This window comes from Spirosoma pulveris (assembly GCF_054781875.1).
The window spans coordinates 1,156,242-1,172,491 of record NZ_BAAGTO010000001.1 but is presented as its reverse complement, the minus strand read 5'-3'; the positions used below and the strand labels follow the sequence as shown (position 1 = coordinate 1,172,491).

Sequence of the window (16,250 nt, the reverse complement as noted above, 5' to 3'; positions counted from 1 at the left end):
TGTCAGAGCGACTTTACGACTAACGTAACCAAATCTAGTGCCACTTCGTCTTTTGTTTTAAGTGGAAACGCATGGATTTGTTCGTCTTTATCTATAACGGTAATCTTGTTGGTGTCGTGCCCGAAACCGGCCCCTGAATCACGAAGTGAATTTAACACAATCCAGTCTAAATTCTTAGCATAAAGTTTCTTAAGTGCATTGGCCTGCTCATTGTCCGTTTCCAACGCGAAACCCATCAACAACTGTCCGGGTTGTTTGCGATTTCCAAGTGTCGCTGCAATGTCGGTTGTTTTGGTCAATTCGATCGAAAAAAACGTTTCTGACTTCTTAATCTTCCGGTCGGAAGGGTGAGCCGGAGTGTAATCGGCTACGGCGGCACTCAGGACAATAATATCGGCTCGGCTGAATTCCGCTTCCGTGGCCTCGAACATCTCCTGCGCCGACCGGACATCAATCCGTTTTATACCAGGGGCGGGGATAAGGAGGGCAGTCGGCCCGCTCACCAGCGTTACCTCGGCGCCGGTTTCGGCAAAGGCTTTTGCAATGGCATATCCCATTTTACCCGTTGAATGATTGCTGATGTAACGTACAGGATCGATGGGTTCCTGCGTAGGCCCCGCTGTGATCAGGACCCGTTTGCCGGCCAGAGCGCCTGGTTTACTCGGTTCCCCCAGTGGCGTGTCTGACCAGAAGTCGGTTAAAATCCGAGTAATTGTTTCGGGTTCAGCCAACCGACCTTCACCAACCAGACCACTGGCAAGCTCGCCATGTTCGGCCTTGATAATGTGATTGCCAAAGCTACTAAGCCGACGCAGGTTGTCGACCGTTGAAGGGTGGCTGTACATGTCGACATCCATGGCAGGTGCAAAAAATACCGGACACCGTGCCGACAAATAAACCGCTGAAAGTAAATCATCGCAAAGACCCATTGCACAGCGAGCCAGCGTATGAGCCGAGGCCGGAGCAATCACGAACGCGTCAGCCCAGAGTCCTAAGTCAACATGATTATTCCAGCGTCCATCGCCGGGACGGTTCGAGTCGATATTCACGAATGTCGATAAAACAGGGCGTTTCGATAAGGTTGCCAGCGTAAGGGGAGTAATAAATTGCTGGGCCGATGCCGTCATAACAACCTGTACCTCAGCACCGGCCTTTACGAGAAGCCGAACTAATAAGGCCGACTTGTAGGCCGATATGCTGCCTGTTACACCCAAAAGAATTCGCTTCCCTGCTAATGACATTGGTTGGTGGTTAATGGTTATCAGTTACTGGTTCCATTGCGAATAACTCAATGGCCAGTAACCGGATATAAAACACCAATGACCGCACAGCGTTATACTGTGCGGTCATTGAAAAGCTATACAGTTGGTTTACTGTTGAGCCTCTTCGTCATTATAACGCCAGTACACTTTACCTTCCAGAAACTCATCTGTAGCAATGGATGTAGGCTTGGGCATGCGCTCGTAAAACTTGGAGATTTCGATCTGCTCCCGATTTTCGAAGACCTCTTCAAGGTTATCAACCGCCGAAACGAATTCCGATAGTTTGTTGCTCAATTCTTCTTTGTTCTTAGTGGCAATCTGACGGGCACGCTTCGAAATGATCGATACCGATTCGTACAGGTTTCCGGTTTGAGCCGCAATCTTGTCGTTATTACGGGTGATAATTGATGGATTTGTTGCCATAATAGTTTATAGTCGGTATTTGGTAAATAGTCAATCAACGTTGGGGTTTTGAAGTAGTGTGACCGCACGCTTCAGCCCGTAAACTGTATTAATTAGCCGCTGTTACTTTTGCTGGGCGGTTGGCGTCTTTTAATCGCGCCTTTTCTTTTTCACGCTCCTGCTCCAGCTTATCCAAACGTTCAATTTCTTTTTGGCTGGTTTCAAACATCTTTTCGGACTGCTTGAGGAACTGGCTGTTGGGGTATTTGTCAACAAATGCCTGATGATAACTGATCGCTTCCTGGTAACGTTCCTTTTGCTTTATTTCCATGCTGTTCTGCGCAAGGCTAAACTCGGCGTCAACTTTCAGGTAAGACAGTTCTTCGTTGTATTCAGAATCCGGGAAATCCTTTTGAAAGTTATTGATGGCAATAACAGCTGATTTGTAAGAGGCAATGTTGAAACCGCTGGTTTTATAGTACAACTTGGCTTTCTCGTACGCTTTCCGCTCCAGTTTCCCGCGCAGCTCCAGAATTAATTTGGTCGACTCCTCTTTGTATTTGCTATCCGGATATGCATTGATAAAATCCTGAAGTGCCGACGTCGCCGTCAAAGTGTTGGACTGATCGAGGTTGAAAGAAGGCGTATCTTTGTAAAGCGAGTAGGCATACATATACATAGCCTCCTGCGCGTACTCAGACCGCGCAAACGTCTCATAAAATTTCTTGAACAGCGTGGCACTCAGCAGATATTGCTGTTGCTGATACTGCGTATAAGCATAATAAAACTGAGCCATTTCAGACTCGTTACTACCCTTAAGCACAGGGATCAACTCCTCAAACAAGAGGCCTGCCCGATACCATTCGCCTTTTTTGTAGTATTCAAGCGCACCTTTGTACTTCGCGTCATCACTTCCACTTTTCTGCAATTTCGAAAACGGGCTGCATGAGCCAAGCAGAAATACGACCCCAATCCCCAACAGGATTTTACCAATATGACGGTTTTGCATATGCTTGCAAAGATACAAAAAAAATAAAGGCTTCATCGAATTAACGAGGATGAAGCCCTGTATAGTGCTGGAAAGGATAAAGGATACAACTTATTTTAGCGTATTTTAACAATTACTATCCGGTTTACTGATGGCGGACAAGCAGTCGTTTAGTCGCCACTTTTTTGCCATCGACCGACAATTGATAGAGGTAGTAACCGGTATCGAGCAAGCGCGTTCCAATTCGAACTTTACGTTCATTGCGCTCCAGTTCGTATTCGGCCACGGGAGCCCCTAACACGTTGAGCAAAACAAGTTTTGCATCGCCCGTTCCATTGAACTGATAGTCGATTTCAGCAACGTCGTCAGCCGGATTTGGGTAGGCGTTGGACACCCATATTTTTTCGTTGGTATACAGCCGATTTTCCGCTTTACCTTCCTGAGCGATAGCCGATGTCCGGGGAACACTTTCAACTGTTGGGGTGCTTTCAGCCGCTGTGGTATGCGTTGGAATTTTGGCCCCGCTATGCGTCATCATGATCGAGCGGTAATGCTCATTGATGGCACTGTTTTTATGCAACGCCATCGACCGGTCCAAACCCGAAAGAGACGGGCTGGGAGCGATCGAGAATCGCTGGGCTGGCAAGCCAGTTGTTGGTTTGCGTACTGACGAGGTACGACCCAGTTCGAGTCGGCTCCCTTTCCGCGCATCAGAATCCCGCTGGGCGACCTGCGCCTGGAGCGGGGCAACTGCGGTTAGCAAGCCCATCAATACACCAATAAGTATAATTTGTTTCATGTAAGTCTACTTCAGGTACACATCTATACAACACAAACCTATTCATCTTGAAAGACAAAGTCAACGGGCCGTTGTCTAAAAAATTGTTAAATGAGTCAATTATTACCTTTTCGAACCAATTTTTGGGCCAAAGGTTTATTTGTACTCTTATTTTTTAATGGCTTTCTAATTAACGGTTGCTCCGCCGGGGGTACTTCAAGCCATAATACCTGATTCTTAGTTGGTTTTTCCGCTTCCCGCCAACGGAAACCATCGAGCTGCTGGACATCCGGTGTCAATTCTTTCGGCGGAATAAGTTGAGAATCCGGGTGGCCGTAAAACCGAATTCGGCCAACTTTATTATCCTCGAATTCAATGTTCATTCGGCTCGATTCTACGTGATTCAAGCCAATTAATTTATTCTTCTCATCAACGGCATAATATATGCTTTGTCCGTTGCCATCAACCAGCACCCGATCCAGCACTGTCTGCTCCTGATTGAGCACGGTGGTTGACGCAGGTGAACTGCTTTTTGATGCCAATACGCGCTTTGGTAGGCCATTCGTTGCAACCGTAGATACAGAATGGGGAGAATTTGTTTTGGACGAAGCTTGTATAGGTGGCTGCCCTGCTGCATGCAGCGTTGTTGACGCGATTTTAGTTGCGAAATACGCCGTAATAGTACGCCCTTTTATCTGGTTATAATTCTTGAGTGTATCGAGAGAAATTACGAATGATTTCGCCTTCAGATACATGGTCTGTATCCTGTTATTTTTGAGCACCGCCCGCATGGAATCGGCCTCCATCTGGTACTTATTCTGACTCCAGACAATCGGTTTTTTAAAGAAATAAATTGTTGAATCGGCGGTGTCGTAAATGAGTGAATCGCACTTGCTTTGCAGGTCTGATTTATACAGAAGAACGTTTTTCTGGCCGAGTAACCGGCGTGTATTTGTTACCTTATTGTCGAAAGAAAATAAGGTATCTGCCCGTAAATAAAGTGTGTCTTTGGCCGCTTCATTAGCCAGGCTTTTGGCAACGGGATGGCCTGTTACCCGCGAAATCCCGGCCTTGCCGTTGTACCGAACATGATCGCCGGTAATCACCGCCTGACGATCTTTGGCAACCATGATCACATTGCCTTTAGCAATTCCCAGCTCCGATACGTTATCATAATAGAGCGAATCGCCTGTTAGGCGGTACTTGGGCGTTTCAACCGTCGCCCTTCGCTGGAAGTTTGATATGCCGGACGTCGTATTGTACTGACCAGCTACCGCCGTCAGGACGCCATCTTTATTGGTTATGCGCGTTGGTCCCTGAAAGGTAGCAATTCGGGTTATGGAGTTATAGAGCAGCGAATCAGCCGTGAGTGTGCCTTTAGTGTTCACCAGCCGTACGTTCTGGCGGAAAGTAAACAGTTTGGTTCGGGTGTCGTAATAACCTTCCCGGCTGGTAAGCACGTTTTCTTTGTCAACAATTCGACCAGGGGTAGGGTAGTGCGCAATACCCGACAGCATGTCGTAATCGAGTTGAGCGGTCGTCAGCGTCATTTTACGATCGCGTAAGCTTACCCGACCACGTACGTTTGCCTGTCGGGTATTGCCATAGTAAAACAAAGTATCGCCCCTAACGGTAATGGTGTCTCCCTGAATGATCTGAACATTTCCATAGGCTTCGATCACATTCGTCGTTGCGTTCTGAATAGCCAAATCACAATACATCAGTACTCCTTTCTGGCGAAAACGGACGTTATTGTATATTTTACGAACAACCTGACCGGGTACGTTCATGCCAACCAGACTATCGGAACCCGGCAGCAGCTCAACTTTATCGGCTGCGCTACCGGGCGTTGATGGGCGTCCGGACGGTGGAGCGCCCACTTGAGCCAGCAAATCGGCTGAAACAAGTAGCGAACCAAGGAGAACGAAAGCGACAAGAAAACGGGTAAGCAAACGAATCATAGTGACAAAACTACGGCTTAGTGCCGACTCCAAATGATTGAAGAAGGATTTTTAGGATTTATTAACGACAATCAACTCTTCAAACCGAGCGATCGGGTGCTTCTGGCAGTCAGTGGCGGTATCGACTCAATTGTTATGGCAGAGCTGTTCTATCGGTCTGGCCAACCGTTTGCGATCGCTCATGTTAACTTTTCAATGCGGGGAGCCGCTTCAGAAGCTGATGCTGTTTTCGTTCAAAACAAGGCCGAGCGTTATGGGGTTCCGTTTCACCTGATTCGTTTCGATACGAAGGCGATAGCTCGTGAGCGGGGTATGTCCATTCAAATGGCCGCACGTGAACTTCGATATGATTGGTTTGCACAATTGCTCCGCGACTTTTCATATACCTGTCTGGCAACGGCGCATCATAAGAATGATGTTCTCGAAACGTTGTTGCTCAACCTGACACGTGGCACCGGATTGGCTGGTTTACATGGCATTCTACCCCACCAAAATCAGGTTGTACGGCCTTTGTTATTTGCCAGCCGGGATCAGGTAACGGCTTATGCAACTGCGAATAACCTGGACTATCGGGAGGATAGCTCAAACGCCGACACTAAATATGCCCGGAATCGAATTCGCCACTTTGTCGTGCCTGTGCTTACCGACCTGAACCCTGGTCTCTGGCAAACACTGCCCCGGACCGTTGAGCGGTTGAGAGCTGCCGAAACGCTCATGAGAGCCGAACTGGACCGCTCCTGGCAGGCAACTGCCGAAGCTCGGGGGAGTGCCATCCTGCTTCCCCGAGCCAAGCTGCTCGCCCAATCTGAGCTGTCTTTTAGACTGATGGAGTGGATGAAGCCATTTGGCTTTACAAGCGATCAGGCTTCGTTATTAGTTACTGCGCTTTCACAGCCAGTGGGGCAAGTGTTTATGTCGGCCACCCACCGGGTAACCCACGAACGGAACGGCCTGCTGCTTGAGCCCGTCGCACAATCCGGCGAGTTCGAAATTCAACTGGTTGATTGGCCGGATGGACCTATTCTTGTCGAAAACCGTTTTACGCTAATGGTCAACGTATTCAATAAACCGATTGACTATGCTATTCCGACTGAGCCAGAGGTAGCCTGTCTTGACGCTGATCAACTAACGTTCCCGCTAACGATTCGGCTCTGGCAACAGGGGGATAAGATTCGACCAATTGGTTTAAACGGATATAAATTGGTTAGCGACTTACTGAATGATCTGAAACTGAGCCGGTCTGAACGTGAACAGACCGCTGTACTTCTATCGGGAAGTGAAATTGTCTGGGTGATTGGGCGTCGAATAGCCCATTCGTTTAGAATCACCAATAGCACGCGCCGAATCGGGAAGTTTACATGGAGTCTGAAAGAGTAGATCTGATAGTCGGTGAGTTGATTATATGAGCTGGCTGATATGAGAATTGCCAGTAGGTCTAAAAAGTTGGCATTCTATTTGATGCTAGATGAATGAGCCCATATTTTCTTACAACTCACTACTATTTATGAACCGAATTGTGTGTATCCTGCTACTTGCGGGATTAGCCTTGTCGAGTCTGACTGTTCAGGCCCAGAGTACGCGGCTACGAGCGGCAAATAAGCAATTTGATAATCTTAGCTACGTCAGTGCAGTACGGGCGTATGAAGAATTTTTACGGACCGACAAAAAGAAGGACGCTGCTGATACACGGGATGCGTTAATAAAACTTGGGTACAGCTACCGTAAACTTCAGGATACCCGCAATGCTGAGCGAGTGTATGGTGAACTTGTAAAAACCTATACCGATCTGGATAGCGAGATATATCTTTATTTTGCGCAGGCGCTGGCGGCCAACGGGAAGTACCGTGATTCGCAGAAAATGTACAGTCAATATGGCGAAAAACAGGCCCAGGATTTACGCGGCCGTCGTTTTACCGTTTCGTATATGGATATGAGTCGGTTTTACCAGGACTCTTCTTCGTATAGGATTCAAAACCTCCCCATTAATTCGCGCCAGGCCGATTTTAGCCCCATGTATTACAAAGGCGGACTTGTGTTTGTGTCCTCACGCGATGAGTCGGGCGCGATCAAGCGCGTGTTCAACTGGAATCAAACGCCATTCCTGGATATATACTTCCATCCCGATACAAATCAACTTCGGTTGCCCGGAGCTGGTCTGGTTAATTCGGCGGTAGTAGGTAGTGGTACCGAAGCCAGGGAGGAAAGCGGTGAAGCGGCAAACGAGAATATAGCTTTGTCGAAAGCTGAAATCTTTAGCCGGACACTCAATACCAAATATCACGAAGGGCCGATGACCTTCACAAAAGACCAGAATGTTATTGTCTTTACCCGCAACAACGCCAGCAAGGGAAAATCAGGAAAAAGCTCGGAAGGAGTAAAAAAGCTGAAGTTATATTCTGCTATCAATAAGAACGGAAAGTGGGTCGATATACAGGAACTACCGTTCAACAACAGTGAATACTCGGTGGGACACCCCGCTTTTGCGCCAGACGATAGCAAGCTATACTTTGTATCGGATATGCCAGGTGGCTTCGGAGGAACGGACATTTATGTTGTAGAATATACGGATGGCCAATGGGGTAGTCCGGTGAATATGGGTAAAGAAATCAATACTGAAGGCAATGAGATGTTTCCTTTTGCTGCCGAAAGTGGCAATCTCTATTTCTCCTCCGATGGGCATGAGGGTTTGGGTGGTCTGGACGTATTCGTGGCCGAGCTAAAAGATGGAATTGCCTACAAAGGAGTTCAAAACGCCGGTGCTCCCATTAACTCAGAGAAAGATGACTTTGGCTTCATTACGGACAAGAATGGTACAAGTGGCTACTTCAGCAGTAACCGTAAGAAAGGGATCAGTGATGATGATATTTATTCGTTCAGGCGGTCCTGCAAACAGCTTAATATTCTGGTTTATGATGCTAAGACCAATACACCTCTCGAAAGTGCAGATGTTCGTATTCTGCGAAATGGGGTAAATCAGGAACTTCGGGTAACGAATAAAGCCGGGCGCACTGACCTGTGTGTAGATTCAAATGCGGAGTACGAATTCAGAGCCATCAAGGAAGGATTTGCCATAAACAGCGTTCGTTTTTCAACCCTCACACAGTCACCTAAGCCGGTATTAAATGTATCGATTTACCTGGAACGCTCCGAGAATACGGTGGTAAAAGGGGTAATTAAGACAGAAGTGAACCAGCAGCCAGCAACCGGTGTAAAAGTGACACTTCGGAACGAAAAAGATAAATCGGAGCAAACCGTAACCACAGGCCCGGATGGCGGTTATGAGTTTGACGTTAAACCGAATGCTCCGTATACCATCACAGCGCAAAAAGATCGATACGCCACTAAAAAAGCCCAATACAACAAAACGAAACGCAAAGCGCAGGTCATTACCGATTCACTTGGTCTGTATGGTGTGGGAGATGTATTCCAGTTGAAAAATATCTATTATGATCTGAATAAGTTCTTTATTCGTGCCGATGCCGCTCATGAACTGGATCACGTGCTGGCCATTTTAAAAGAATATCCGCAAATGAAGATCGAGTTGCGGTCGCATACCGATTCCCGAGCTACGGACACCTACAATATCCGGTTGTCAGAAAACCGTGCCAGAGCCGCTATGGACTACCTGGTTTCAAGAGGTGTGCAGGCTAATCGACTGGTTGCGCGGGGTTATGGCGAATCTGAAATTATTAATGGCTGTGTCGATGGCGTAAATTGTTCGGAAGGTGAACACCAGCAAAATCGACGTACCGAGTTCAAGATTATAGCCGTCGAATAAACGGACAAACTGTACTTCCTAAAAAAAGAGACCCCGCCAGGCGGGGTCTCTTTTTTTAGGGATGGCAAAGCCTATTCAGATGTCTTAACGTGTTTTTTATGAACCGATTTGGTCGTCGCCGTCGATTTAACCGGCGTTGACTTCTTTACCGTCGTTGTCATTGTTTTGCTGGCAGGCTTGGTCTGCGATGGGGCCGTGGCAGAGGCATTATTTACACCGAGTGCGGCTACGACGAAGGCAGCCAGAATGGACGTTTTCATACGATTGAGAATGGTTTTAAGTTCCTATCCACCACACTGGCGGACTTTCCAGGTGAAAGGTCGGCCTGATAAATTAAATGCCGATAAAGGATAACTTAAAAAAAGGTTAAACTGTTAGGAAACGGACCGTAACGGATAGCTGTCCAACATGCCGCATGGTATGCTCTGCCGCATGGGTTAGCAAACCAAGCACCGTTGAGGGCAGTTGCGCCCGACCAACGCCCCGTATGTCGGTCAATGTTCTTTCATCAACCAGGCGTAGTTGGTCAAGGGCATCCTCCACCTGTTTCTCAAATTTTTGAATCAGTTCCGGCGTAGATAATATAGTATCCTCGGGCTTTCCTTCCGAATGTAAAGCTGCTAACTGAACATCCGACAACGATTCCTGTCGGGCATACGTGAACAAACGATCAAGGACGCCTGTCAGGTGCTGTAAATGAAAGCCAACCGAAGCCACACCAGCTGGGCGTTCCCAAAGTCGTGATTCTGGAAAATCTGCCATCAACGTGTGTACCTCTTCACGTGCCTGCATCAGGGCATGGGCAATGGGTTGTACTAAAGCAGGGATGTCAGAAAGTGGTCCCCTTAGCCAGACTTCGCGCGTTTCTGTTGACATAAAAGTTAACTCAGATTACAGTGCCACCATCTGCATAAAACAGGCTACCCGTGCTGTAAGATGACGCACCGGAAGCCAGAAAAAGGGCCAACGGACTGATCTCATCCACGGTTCCCATGCGGGCAATGGGGATGCGGTTTGTAAAGTGTTCCAGAATCTTTTCGTTCTGCCAAAGGGCCTGACTGAATTTTGTTTTAATGAGACCAGGGCAAATGGCATTAACGCGAATGCCATCAGGGCCCCATTCCTTTGCCAGCACTTTCGTGAGCATGTTGAGCGATGCTTTACTCACGCTGTACATACCCAGGCCAGGGTCGGGCGTATGTCCGGCAATGCTGCTGATCATAATAATGCTGCCTCCGCCCCGTGCCTTCATGCTGGGATAACAAAGTTTACTCAATTCAAAAGGAGCCTTTACGTTATCCTGCATGATCTTGTCAAAAGCCGCTCCATCGCAGTCGAGCGAGGGGCCGAAAACCGGATTCGATGCAGCATTATTGACGAGAATATCAATGCCTCCATACGTGGCGATGCTCTTGTTGACCAACTGCTGAAGCTGATCCATATCGCCTACATGGGCTGCTATGCCCGTAGCTTCACCACCTTGAGCCCTAATATCGCTGGCAAGTGCGTCGCAGGCATCCTGTTTGCGGCTGCTGATAATGACTTTTGCTCCGAATTTGGCAAATACCCGGGCCATGTCCTCGCCAATACCTTTACTGGCACCGGTGATGATGGCCACTTTGCCGGTAAGGTCAAAAATAGCTTTTTCGATAGTTACTGTAGGGTTTGTTTCCATGTTGAAAAGGGATTAAAAGAAAGGCTGCCATGGGTTTGCCAGAGCAGCCGGAGTTCAGCGCATTCCTGAAAAATCAGGTAAGACTCGATAATTAGGCAATTATTTTTCGAAAAAGCAGACTGAACCGCCAACCCAATCTTTGTTTTTGTTGAAGTTTACGCCAATCATTTCGCCCCGGCTCAGGCGGCTGAGGTTGGTCAGTAAGGTTGGCTGCCGGTCCTCTTTATGCCAGATAAAGAGCATTCGGATTTCACATTTCACCAGGCCATCCGGCGATTGAATAACAGGTTCATATTTGACCTTGCGCTGTAGTAAATAACCTTCCCGTTGATGAGCGGGTATGGAATCCAGGTCATCGGGAGTAATGTTCAGTTTGACGCCACTGCCAGCAAAGGAAAATAAGGGCTTTAATACATAATTTTCGAGATCGGCCGGATACGTGTTCAAGTCTGACAAATAATGACTGGCGGGTACGTAGGGGCTTTTCAATAAAGGCAGGGTGTACTTACTAATCCGGAAAAACCAGTTTGGGTGCCCAACCCAGTCTACGTCAACATCATCGGTCAGGTGAAAGTCGGTCTGGAGATCAGGATAATTCTGGAGATCGTCGAAAATCAGACGATTATAAATACGTTTGATGCGAATCAAGCGACCGTCTTTTTCATAGTATAAAGCCCGTCCCTCTTTTTTTATCTTCGTGACACAAACGGCTGGTATTCCAAGGTATTTCTCGGTCAGCACAAAGTCGACCCGGGTTTTTTGCTTCTCCGGATAGATTTCCAAAAGAATGACCTCTTCGGGTTGCTCATCACCCACAATCAGCTGGCGTAACTGCTCCAGATAAGCCGCATTGTCGGTAACCGTGAATAAGTGAGAGAGGTTTTCGGGGATGGGATACAGGCTCCGGAACAAACTGGCCAGATAAGGCTGAAAACAGTACAATGACGGAAAGCCCTGAAGTTCGATTAACTGGGGAGTTAATTCACCCTGCTCATCCAAACAAACCGCAAAATCGACAGCCATAAACTGCGTATGTTCGTCCTCATTCGGAACCCGTTGGTCTTCTGGTATAGCTTTGTCAGTAAGGACTTTAAAGTCATCACGGGTGACAACAGAAATAATATCGTCACAAGCCTTTAGAAGCTTGTCGGTCAATACTTTCGGGACGAAAATGGGCGTTTCAGCTACCCGGAAATCCAACTGGCCGGGAAAATCAGTATCTACTTTAGCCAAAAAAGCCCGGTAGCTCTCCGGGCTAAAGGCTTGGTTGAAGGCTTCTCTAACGGACTTAATCATAAAGGGATTGGGTAAATCGGACCGGAATAGTCAAGGCTGGCTTCTGGCTCCGTATAACGCAGTGGCGGTGTTTATCCCGTGAGATGAACACCGCCACTGTGCGGTTAAGCCACTTCGTGTTCTTCGAGAGTTGACGACAGCGATTGAATGGCCTGCCGCAAAAAAGCAGGCAGAATAACCGACTCTGTCAGTGCAATTTTATTCGGGTCCTGTAAGTAAGACACCATGTCGTCATATTTTTCCTGACCAAAATTCAGGACGATATGATTGCGCTTTTCGGGCTGCAGGAAATAGCGAAGCATACCTTCATTGTCGGCTTCGGGGTGAAACTGCGTTCCGATAATTTCGGGGGAGAAACGTATGGCCATAACCGCCCGGTCCAGTAACACATGGGGCCTGATTTTTTCCAGACACAAAATTTCTGCCCCTATCTCGTTCATTCGCTCAACATCAGGGCTGGTGATTTGGTAATCGCGGGAATCGACAGCGAAGAACGGATCTGGCAACCCCTCCAGTAACGTTTCCGAATCACCTTCATCGGTTTTGTGTACCGGAAAAATACCAAATGACGTTGATTTACGGCGACTCAGCAGACCTAAACCAAAATGACGCACAACCAATTGGAACGAATGGCAGATGAGGAACACATACTTCTTCCGTTCATTATTTTCGTTCCATGCAAAAATCTGGTCTATAAGCTCGAAATAACGGGTTTCCCACTCTTCGGTGGAGGCCAAAGGACTACCTGGTCCACCAGACGAAATATAAATGTCGTAATCCAGGTCGGGGAGGTCATTGTTGGCACGAACGTCAAAAACATCGAATGCTAAATCTGCGTGATCACTTCCCTGTACGTTTCGAATTATGTGCAAAATACAACGCATGCCCTCGTTGGCATGGTTGTTATTCATATCGAGAACAGCAATTTTTAATGAGCTCATAGAGTATATGTTACGGCTAACTACTAGTTAATAATGAATCAAGAAATAACTATATAATACCAAAAGAAGTTTCTTCAACTATGTAATTTACAACCTGTTTGAGGTCATTCGTTTGCTGAAAAACAGCCAGTTGACGGTCCGCGCCGGTTCCCATTTCCAGGATTTTAAGGACATATTCACATTCAGAACGGCTACCGAGTTCGTCAACAACGTCGTCGATAAAATTTAGCAATTCATGAATCAGTTCGTGGGTTGGCACTTCAATCTGCTTTCCGAAGTCAATTAGTTTTCCCCCAATACCATACCGGGCCGCGCGCCATTTGTTTTCATTGATTAGAATCCGGCGATAGGGTCGGAAGTTGAGGTTTTGCTGGTGAAGTTTATAAATTTTAGCTACCAGTGCCTGCATAATGGCCGCCAGACAAATGGTTTCATCGACCCGCATTGGCACATCGCAGATACGGAACTCAATGGTGTCGAAGAATGGGTGCAGGCGTATGTCCCACCAGATTTTCTTACCGTTGTCGATACAGCCGGTTTTCACCAGTAAATTGATGTATTCGTCATATTCCGCAGCCGATGAAAAGAAATCCGGGATACCGGTACGCGGAAATTTGTCAAACACTTTTGATCGGTATGACTTAAAGCCCGTGTTACGGCCGCGCCAGAACGGCGAATTGGTTGAAAGCGCGTAGATATGTGGCAGGAAGTAACGTACAGCGTTCATGATCTGAACGCCTTCATTCCGGTTTTCGATGCCAACGTGTACGTGCAAGCCAAAGATTAAGTTCGAGCGGGCTACATCGCGCAGTTCGTCGATGAGCCTGTCATACCGTTCATTAGGGGTAATTAACTGCTCCTGCCAATCCGAAAAAGGGTGAGTCCCGGCAGCCGCGATCTTTAAGTTCTGCTTATCCGCCAGTTCAATAATCATCTTTCGGAGATACGTGACCTCTTGGCGTGCATCCTGAATATTATTGCAGATATTCGTACCAACCTCAACGACGGCCTGGTGCATTTCGGCCTTTACACGCTCCTGAAGAACAATTTGACCGCCATCTACAATCTTCGACATGTGAGACCGTAACTCGCCCGTATTTGGGTCTATCGTTTGAAACTCTTCTTCAATTCCTAGGGTGAAAACGGGCATAGACGTTAAGGTTAGTGACTGGCAGGCTACTGAAAACGGCCTGAACTAGTGGTAAGATACATTTTTTTTGTAAACCTGATACGCTATAAATGGTTTTTTGACCAATTGAAACTCAAACCAATTTCTGTATGAAAACACAGCGAGAAAAAAAACTCTTAACAAAATATTGGCTATTTGGTGGGGGTGGTGCTATGCTGCTGGGTAGCGGGCTGGCCGTGTTGCTTCACGGTTCTAAAATGAAGGAAGCCAACGAGGATCCCTGGTTTTGGGTAAGTACGGGTGGTTTTGCACTTATTATGACCGGTTTGGGTTTCATTGGCGATGCTAACCGCTTTCGAACGATGGTCGACGTTTTGCGCGAGCTGGATAGACGCGATCAACATTAAACGGGCAAGTGTGTGTTGGTCGATGGTCAGGGATTGGCGGTTGAATTGGGTGTTATGCTTTCCTGGTTTTGCTCATCGATCCCTGGCCGTTTGCTCATTAGTTTATTTACCCCACCATGGCTGAAACGCCCCGAAGAACCATTCTTGAGACAGTAAAGCAGTACGGAAATCGGCTGTCTCGGTTCATTCGCGGGCAGGTAAAATCCGAGGAGGACGCCGAAGATATATTACAGGATGTCTGGTATCAACTTGCTCGAGTCGTTGACCTCGATGGGATTGAAAGCATAAGTGGCTGGCTGTTTCAGGTGGCCAGAAATCGAATTACCGACACCTACCGGAAGAAAAAAGATGAATCGTTGTCGGATTTGATGGGCGACGAGGATAACGATGATTTCCGCTTTCGGGAAATACTTCTGGCCGATGCTGAAACGCCCGAAGACCAGTTTTTTAAGGATATCTTTTGGGAAGAACTAATGAAGGCGCTGGATGAGTTACCCGAAAATCAGCGAACTGTTTTTGTTCAGAATGAACTCGAAGATCGAACCCTTCAGGAGATCGCCGATGAAACGGGAGACAATCTGAAAACGATCATCTCCCGGAAACGCTATGCCGTTCAGCACCTGCGAAAGCGATTACAACGACTATACGACGAACTTGATAACCTATAAGTTATGAGAACCCCTTACAGGCGCATACGATTTTTTATACCGCTTTTTATCCTGCTGGCACTGCTGGCTGTTTCATATGCCGTTTACTGGCTTTGGAATACGGTGCTGGTAGCGGTCGTGCCGGTTAAGTCGGTTACGTTCTGGCAGGCTGTAGGCTTATTGATTTTGTCGAGACTACTTTTAGGCGGTTTTAAGTTTGGTCCTCGTTCTGGTGGTTTCCGTGGAGCCGGTGGCGGACCACCCTGGCGGGAAAAATGGCGTCAGATGAGCGACGACGACCGACGAAAGTTCAGGAGCGAATGGAACAAACGATGCCATAATAAACCTGAATCAGAATCCTGATCCCATCTACTTTCAAACCTCGCAGGCGCAATCCTACGGGGTTTTTTTATGCAGTTTAAAGTAATTTCTTCTCCAGTCCGTCATCCTTAGTAGAACAACAATCATCCAATAAATACAATGAACAATAATCTTGTAAGATCCATTGTAGCAGGCTTTCTTCTTGGACTAGCCCTGTTTATCATGCCATTCTTTCTGATCCGACTGGCGTTCTTCCTCCTCATCGTTGGCGCGTTATTCAGATTATTCGGCGCCGGACGTTTCCGAAGGGGTTGGGGGCGTGGATACGGACACATGCCTGCCTTTGCCGACCGGATTCGCCAGATGAGCGATGCTGAATACACCGAATTCAAGCAGCGTTATAGAGGACGTTGGAGCGACGCTTCAGACCAGGGAAAATCAGAAAATACACCTAACCAGTAAACAACACGACAAATGAGAAATCGCTTAAACCCTTGGGTTGTCGTCCTGACAGCCGCTCTAACATTTGGAAGCCTGATGGCTTTTGTTGGTCCCCGTTTTGGCGGAAACCATCGTGGGCCATGGGCTCACCGTCATGGCCATTATTACGGCAACGGCTATGGCCGTGACGGAGCTTGTGGGGATACAAACCAAAATGGGGAGTC

The 16,250-nt window shown here is 47.4% G+C and carries 17 protein-coding genes; 6 read left to right on the top strand and 11 right to left on the bottom strand.

Annotated elements, in window-relative coordinates; translation table 11 throughout:
- Nucleotides 1–2: 2 nt before the first annotated feature.
- The 5 genes from coaBC to ACYVJM_RS04810 all read right to left on the bottom strand — a co-directional run bounded on the left by coaBC (nt 3) and on the right by ACYVJM_RS04810 (nt 5,391).
- Nucleotides 3–1,241, bottom strand: a complete 1,239-nt coding sequence (coaBC, locus tag ACYVJM_RS04830) for a bifunctional phosphopantothenoylcysteine decarboxylase/phosphopantothenate--cysteine ligase CoaBC (RefSeq protein WP_461147062.1) — start codon at nt 1,239–1,241, stop codon at nt 3–5.
- 129 nt (nt 1,242–1,370) lie between these two features.
- Nucleotides 1,371–1,685: a DNA-directed RNA polymerase subunit omega gene (locus ACYVJM_RS04825; RefSeq protein WP_461147061.1), complete on the bottom strand. Its 315-nt coding sequence runs from the start codon at nt 1,683–1,685 to the stop codon at nt 1,371–1,373.
- 88 nt (nt 1,686–1,773) lie between these two features.
- Nucleotides 1,774–2,673, bottom strand: coding sequence for an outer membrane protein assembly factor BamD (locus ACYVJM_RS04820; protein WP_461147060.1), 900 nt, complete (start codon nt 2,671–2,673; stop codon nt 1,774–1,776).
- A gap of 124 nt (nt 2,674–2,797) precedes the next feature.
- Nucleotides 2,798–3,451: a T9SS type A sorting domain-containing protein gene (locus ACYVJM_RS04815; RefSeq protein ID WP_461147059.1), complete on the bottom strand. Its 654-nt coding sequence runs from the start codon at nt 3,449–3,451 to the stop codon at nt 2,798–2,800.
- 95 nt (nt 3,452–3,546) lie between these two features.
- Nucleotides 3,547–5,391, bottom strand: coding sequence for an OstA-like protein (locus ACYVJM_RS04810; RefSeq protein WP_461147058.1), 1,845 nt, complete (start codon nt 5,389–5,391; stop codon nt 3,547–3,549).
- 33 nt (nt 5,392–5,424) lie between these two features.
- Between ACYVJM_RS04810 and tilS the strand changes: the two genes are divergently transcribed.
- Nucleotides 5,425–6,768, top strand: coding sequence for a tRNA lysidine(34) synthetase TilS (gene tilS, locus ACYVJM_RS04805; protein ID WP_461147057.1), 1,344 nt, complete (start codon nt 5,425–5,427; stop codon nt 6,766–6,768).
- A gap of 127 nt (nt 6,769–6,895) precedes the next feature.
- Nucleotides 6,896–9,169, top strand: a complete 2,274-nt coding sequence (locus ACYVJM_RS04800) for an OmpA family protein (protein WP_461147056.1) — start codon at nt 6,896–6,898, stop codon at nt 9,167–9,169.
- Nucleotides 9,170–9,240: 71 nt separating this feature from the next.
- Here the strand turns inward: ACYVJM_RS04800 and ACYVJM_RS04795 are convergent, their stop codons facing one another.
- From ACYVJM_RS04795 to ACYVJM_RS04770, 6 genes are all read right to left on the bottom strand, one after another.
- Nucleotides 9,241–9,429: a hypothetical protein gene (locus tag ACYVJM_RS04795; RefSeq protein ID WP_461147055.1), complete on the bottom strand. Its 189-nt coding sequence runs from the start codon at nt 9,427–9,429 to the stop codon at nt 9,241–9,243.
- A gap of 106 nt (nt 9,430–9,535) precedes the next feature.
- Nucleotides 9,536–10,045 (bottom strand): DinB family protein, encoded by a 510-nt coding sequence (locus ACYVJM_RS04790; RefSeq protein WP_461147054.1) that lies wholly within the window; start codon nt 10,043–10,045, stop codon nt 9,536–9,538.
- Nucleotides 10,046–10,055: 10 nt separating this feature from the next.
- Entirely contained in the window at nt 10,056–10,844 is a 789-nt protein-coding gene (locus tag ACYVJM_RS04785) for a glucose 1-dehydrogenase (protein ID WP_461147053.1), read from the bottom strand.
- Nucleotides 10,845–10,943: 99 nt separating this feature from the next.
- Nucleotides 10,944–12,140, bottom strand: a complete 1,197-nt coding sequence (locus ACYVJM_RS04780; RefSeq protein ID WP_461147052.1) for a hypothetical protein — start codon at nt 12,138–12,140, stop codon at nt 10,944–10,946.
- 104 nt (nt 12,141–12,244) lie between these two features.
- Complete coding sequence (locus ACYVJM_RS04775; RefSeq protein ID WP_461147051.1) at nt 12,245–13,081, bottom strand: type 1 glutamine amidotransferase; 837 nt, start codon at nt 13,079–13,081, stop codon at nt 12,245–12,247.
- 49 nt (nt 13,082–13,130) lie between these two features.
- On the bottom strand, nt 13,131–14,231 hold the full coding sequence (locus tag ACYVJM_RS04770; RefSeq protein WP_461147050.1) for a carboxylate-amine ligase: 1,101 nt from the start codon (nt 14,229–14,231) through the stop codon (nt 13,131–13,133).
- A gap of 128 nt (nt 14,232–14,359) precedes the next feature.
- Between ACYVJM_RS04770 and ACYVJM_RS04765 the strand changes: the two genes are divergently transcribed.
- From ACYVJM_RS04765 to ACYVJM_RS04750, 4 genes are all read left to right on the top strand, one after another.
- Nucleotides 14,360–14,617: a hypothetical protein gene (locus ACYVJM_RS04765; protein WP_461147049.1), complete on the top strand. Its 258-nt coding sequence runs from the start codon at nt 14,360–14,362 to the stop codon at nt 14,615–14,617.
- 116 nt (nt 14,618–14,733) lie between these two features.
- A complete protein-coding gene (locus ACYVJM_RS04760) occupies nt 14,734–15,285 on the top strand; it encodes an RNA polymerase sigma factor (protein WP_461147048.1) in 552 nt (183 codons plus the stop codon).
- A gap of 3 nt (nt 15,286–15,288) precedes the next feature.
- Entirely contained in the window at nt 15,289–15,627 is a 339-nt protein-coding gene (locus ACYVJM_RS04755) for a hypothetical protein (protein WP_461147047.1), read from the top strand.
- A 117-nt stretch (nt 15,628–15,744) separates the two neighbouring features.
- On the top strand, nt 15,745–16,047 hold the full coding sequence (locus ACYVJM_RS04750; protein ID WP_461147046.1) for a hypothetical protein: 303 nt from the start codon (nt 15,745–15,747) through the stop codon (nt 16,045–16,047).
- Nucleotides 16,048–16,250: the final 203 nt, after the last annotated feature.

Bases quoted from the DNA above. Each gene is read 5' to 3' on its own strand.
- ACYVJM_RS04825 (WP_461147061.1), bottom strand. From the start codon at position 1,685: ATGGCAACAAATCCATCAATTATCACCCGTAATAACGACAAGATTGCG.
- ACYVJM_RS04765 (WP_461147049.1), top strand. From the start codon at position 14,360: ATGAAAACACAGCGAGAAAAAAAACTCTTAACAAAATATTGGCTATTT.
- tilS (WP_461147057.1), top strand. From the start codon at position 5,425: ATGATTGAAGAAGGATTTTTAGGATTTATTAACGACAATCAACTCTTC.
- ACYVJM_RS04815 (WP_461147059.1), bottom strand. From the start codon at position 3,451: ATGAAACAAATTATACTTATTGGTGTATTGATGGGCTTGCTAACCGCA.
- ACYVJM_RS04790 (WP_461147054.1), bottom strand. From the start codon at position 10,045: ATGTCAACAGAAACGCGCGAAGTCTGGCTAAGGGGACCACTTTCTGAC.
- ACYVJM_RS04750 (WP_461147046.1), top strand. From the start codon at position 15,745: ATGAACAATAATCTTGTAAGATCCATTGTAGCAGGCTTTCTTCTTGGA.
- ACYVJM_RS04780 (WP_461147052.1), bottom strand. From the start codon at position 12,140: ATGATTAAGTCCGTTAGAGAAGCCTTCAACCAAGCCTTTAGCCCGGAG.
- coaBC (WP_461147062.1), bottom strand. From the start codon at position 1,241: ATGTCATTAGCAGGGAAGCGAATTCTTTTGGGTGTAACAGGCAGCATA.
- ACYVJM_RS04820 (WP_461147060.1), bottom strand. From the start codon at position 2,673: ATGCAAAACCGTCATATTGGTAAAATCCTGTTGGGGATTGGGGTCGTA.
- ACYVJM_RS04770 (WP_461147050.1), bottom strand. From the start codon at position 14,231: ATGCCCGTTTTCACCCTAGGAATTGAAGAAGAGTTTCAAACGATAGAC.
- ACYVJM_RS04800 (WP_461147056.1), top strand. From the start codon at position 6,896: ATGAACCGAATTGTGTGTATCCTGCTACTTGCGGGATTAGCCTTGTCG.
- ACYVJM_RS04795 (WP_461147055.1), bottom strand. From the start codon at position 9,429: ATGAAAACGTCCATTCTGGCTGCCTTCGTCGTAGCCGCACTCGGTGTA.
- ACYVJM_RS04755 (WP_461147047.1), top strand. From the start codon at position 15,289: ATGAGAACCCCTTACAGGCGCATACGATTTTTTATACCGCTTTTTATC.
- ACYVJM_RS04775 (WP_461147051.1), bottom strand. From the start codon at position 13,081: ATGAGCTCATTAAAAATTGCTGTTCTCGATATGAATAACAACCATGCC.
- ACYVJM_RS04785 (WP_461147053.1), bottom strand. From the start codon at position 10,844: ATGGAAACAAACCCTACAGTAACTATCGAAAAAGCTATTTTTGACCTT.
- ACYVJM_RS04810 (WP_461147058.1), bottom strand. From the start codon at position 5,391: ATGATTCGTTTGCTTACCCGTTTTCTTGTCGCTTTCGTTCTCCTTGGT.
- ACYVJM_RS04760 (WP_461147048.1), top strand. From the start codon at position 14,734: ATGGCTGAAACGCCCCGAAGAACCATTCTTGAGACAGTAAAGCAGTAC.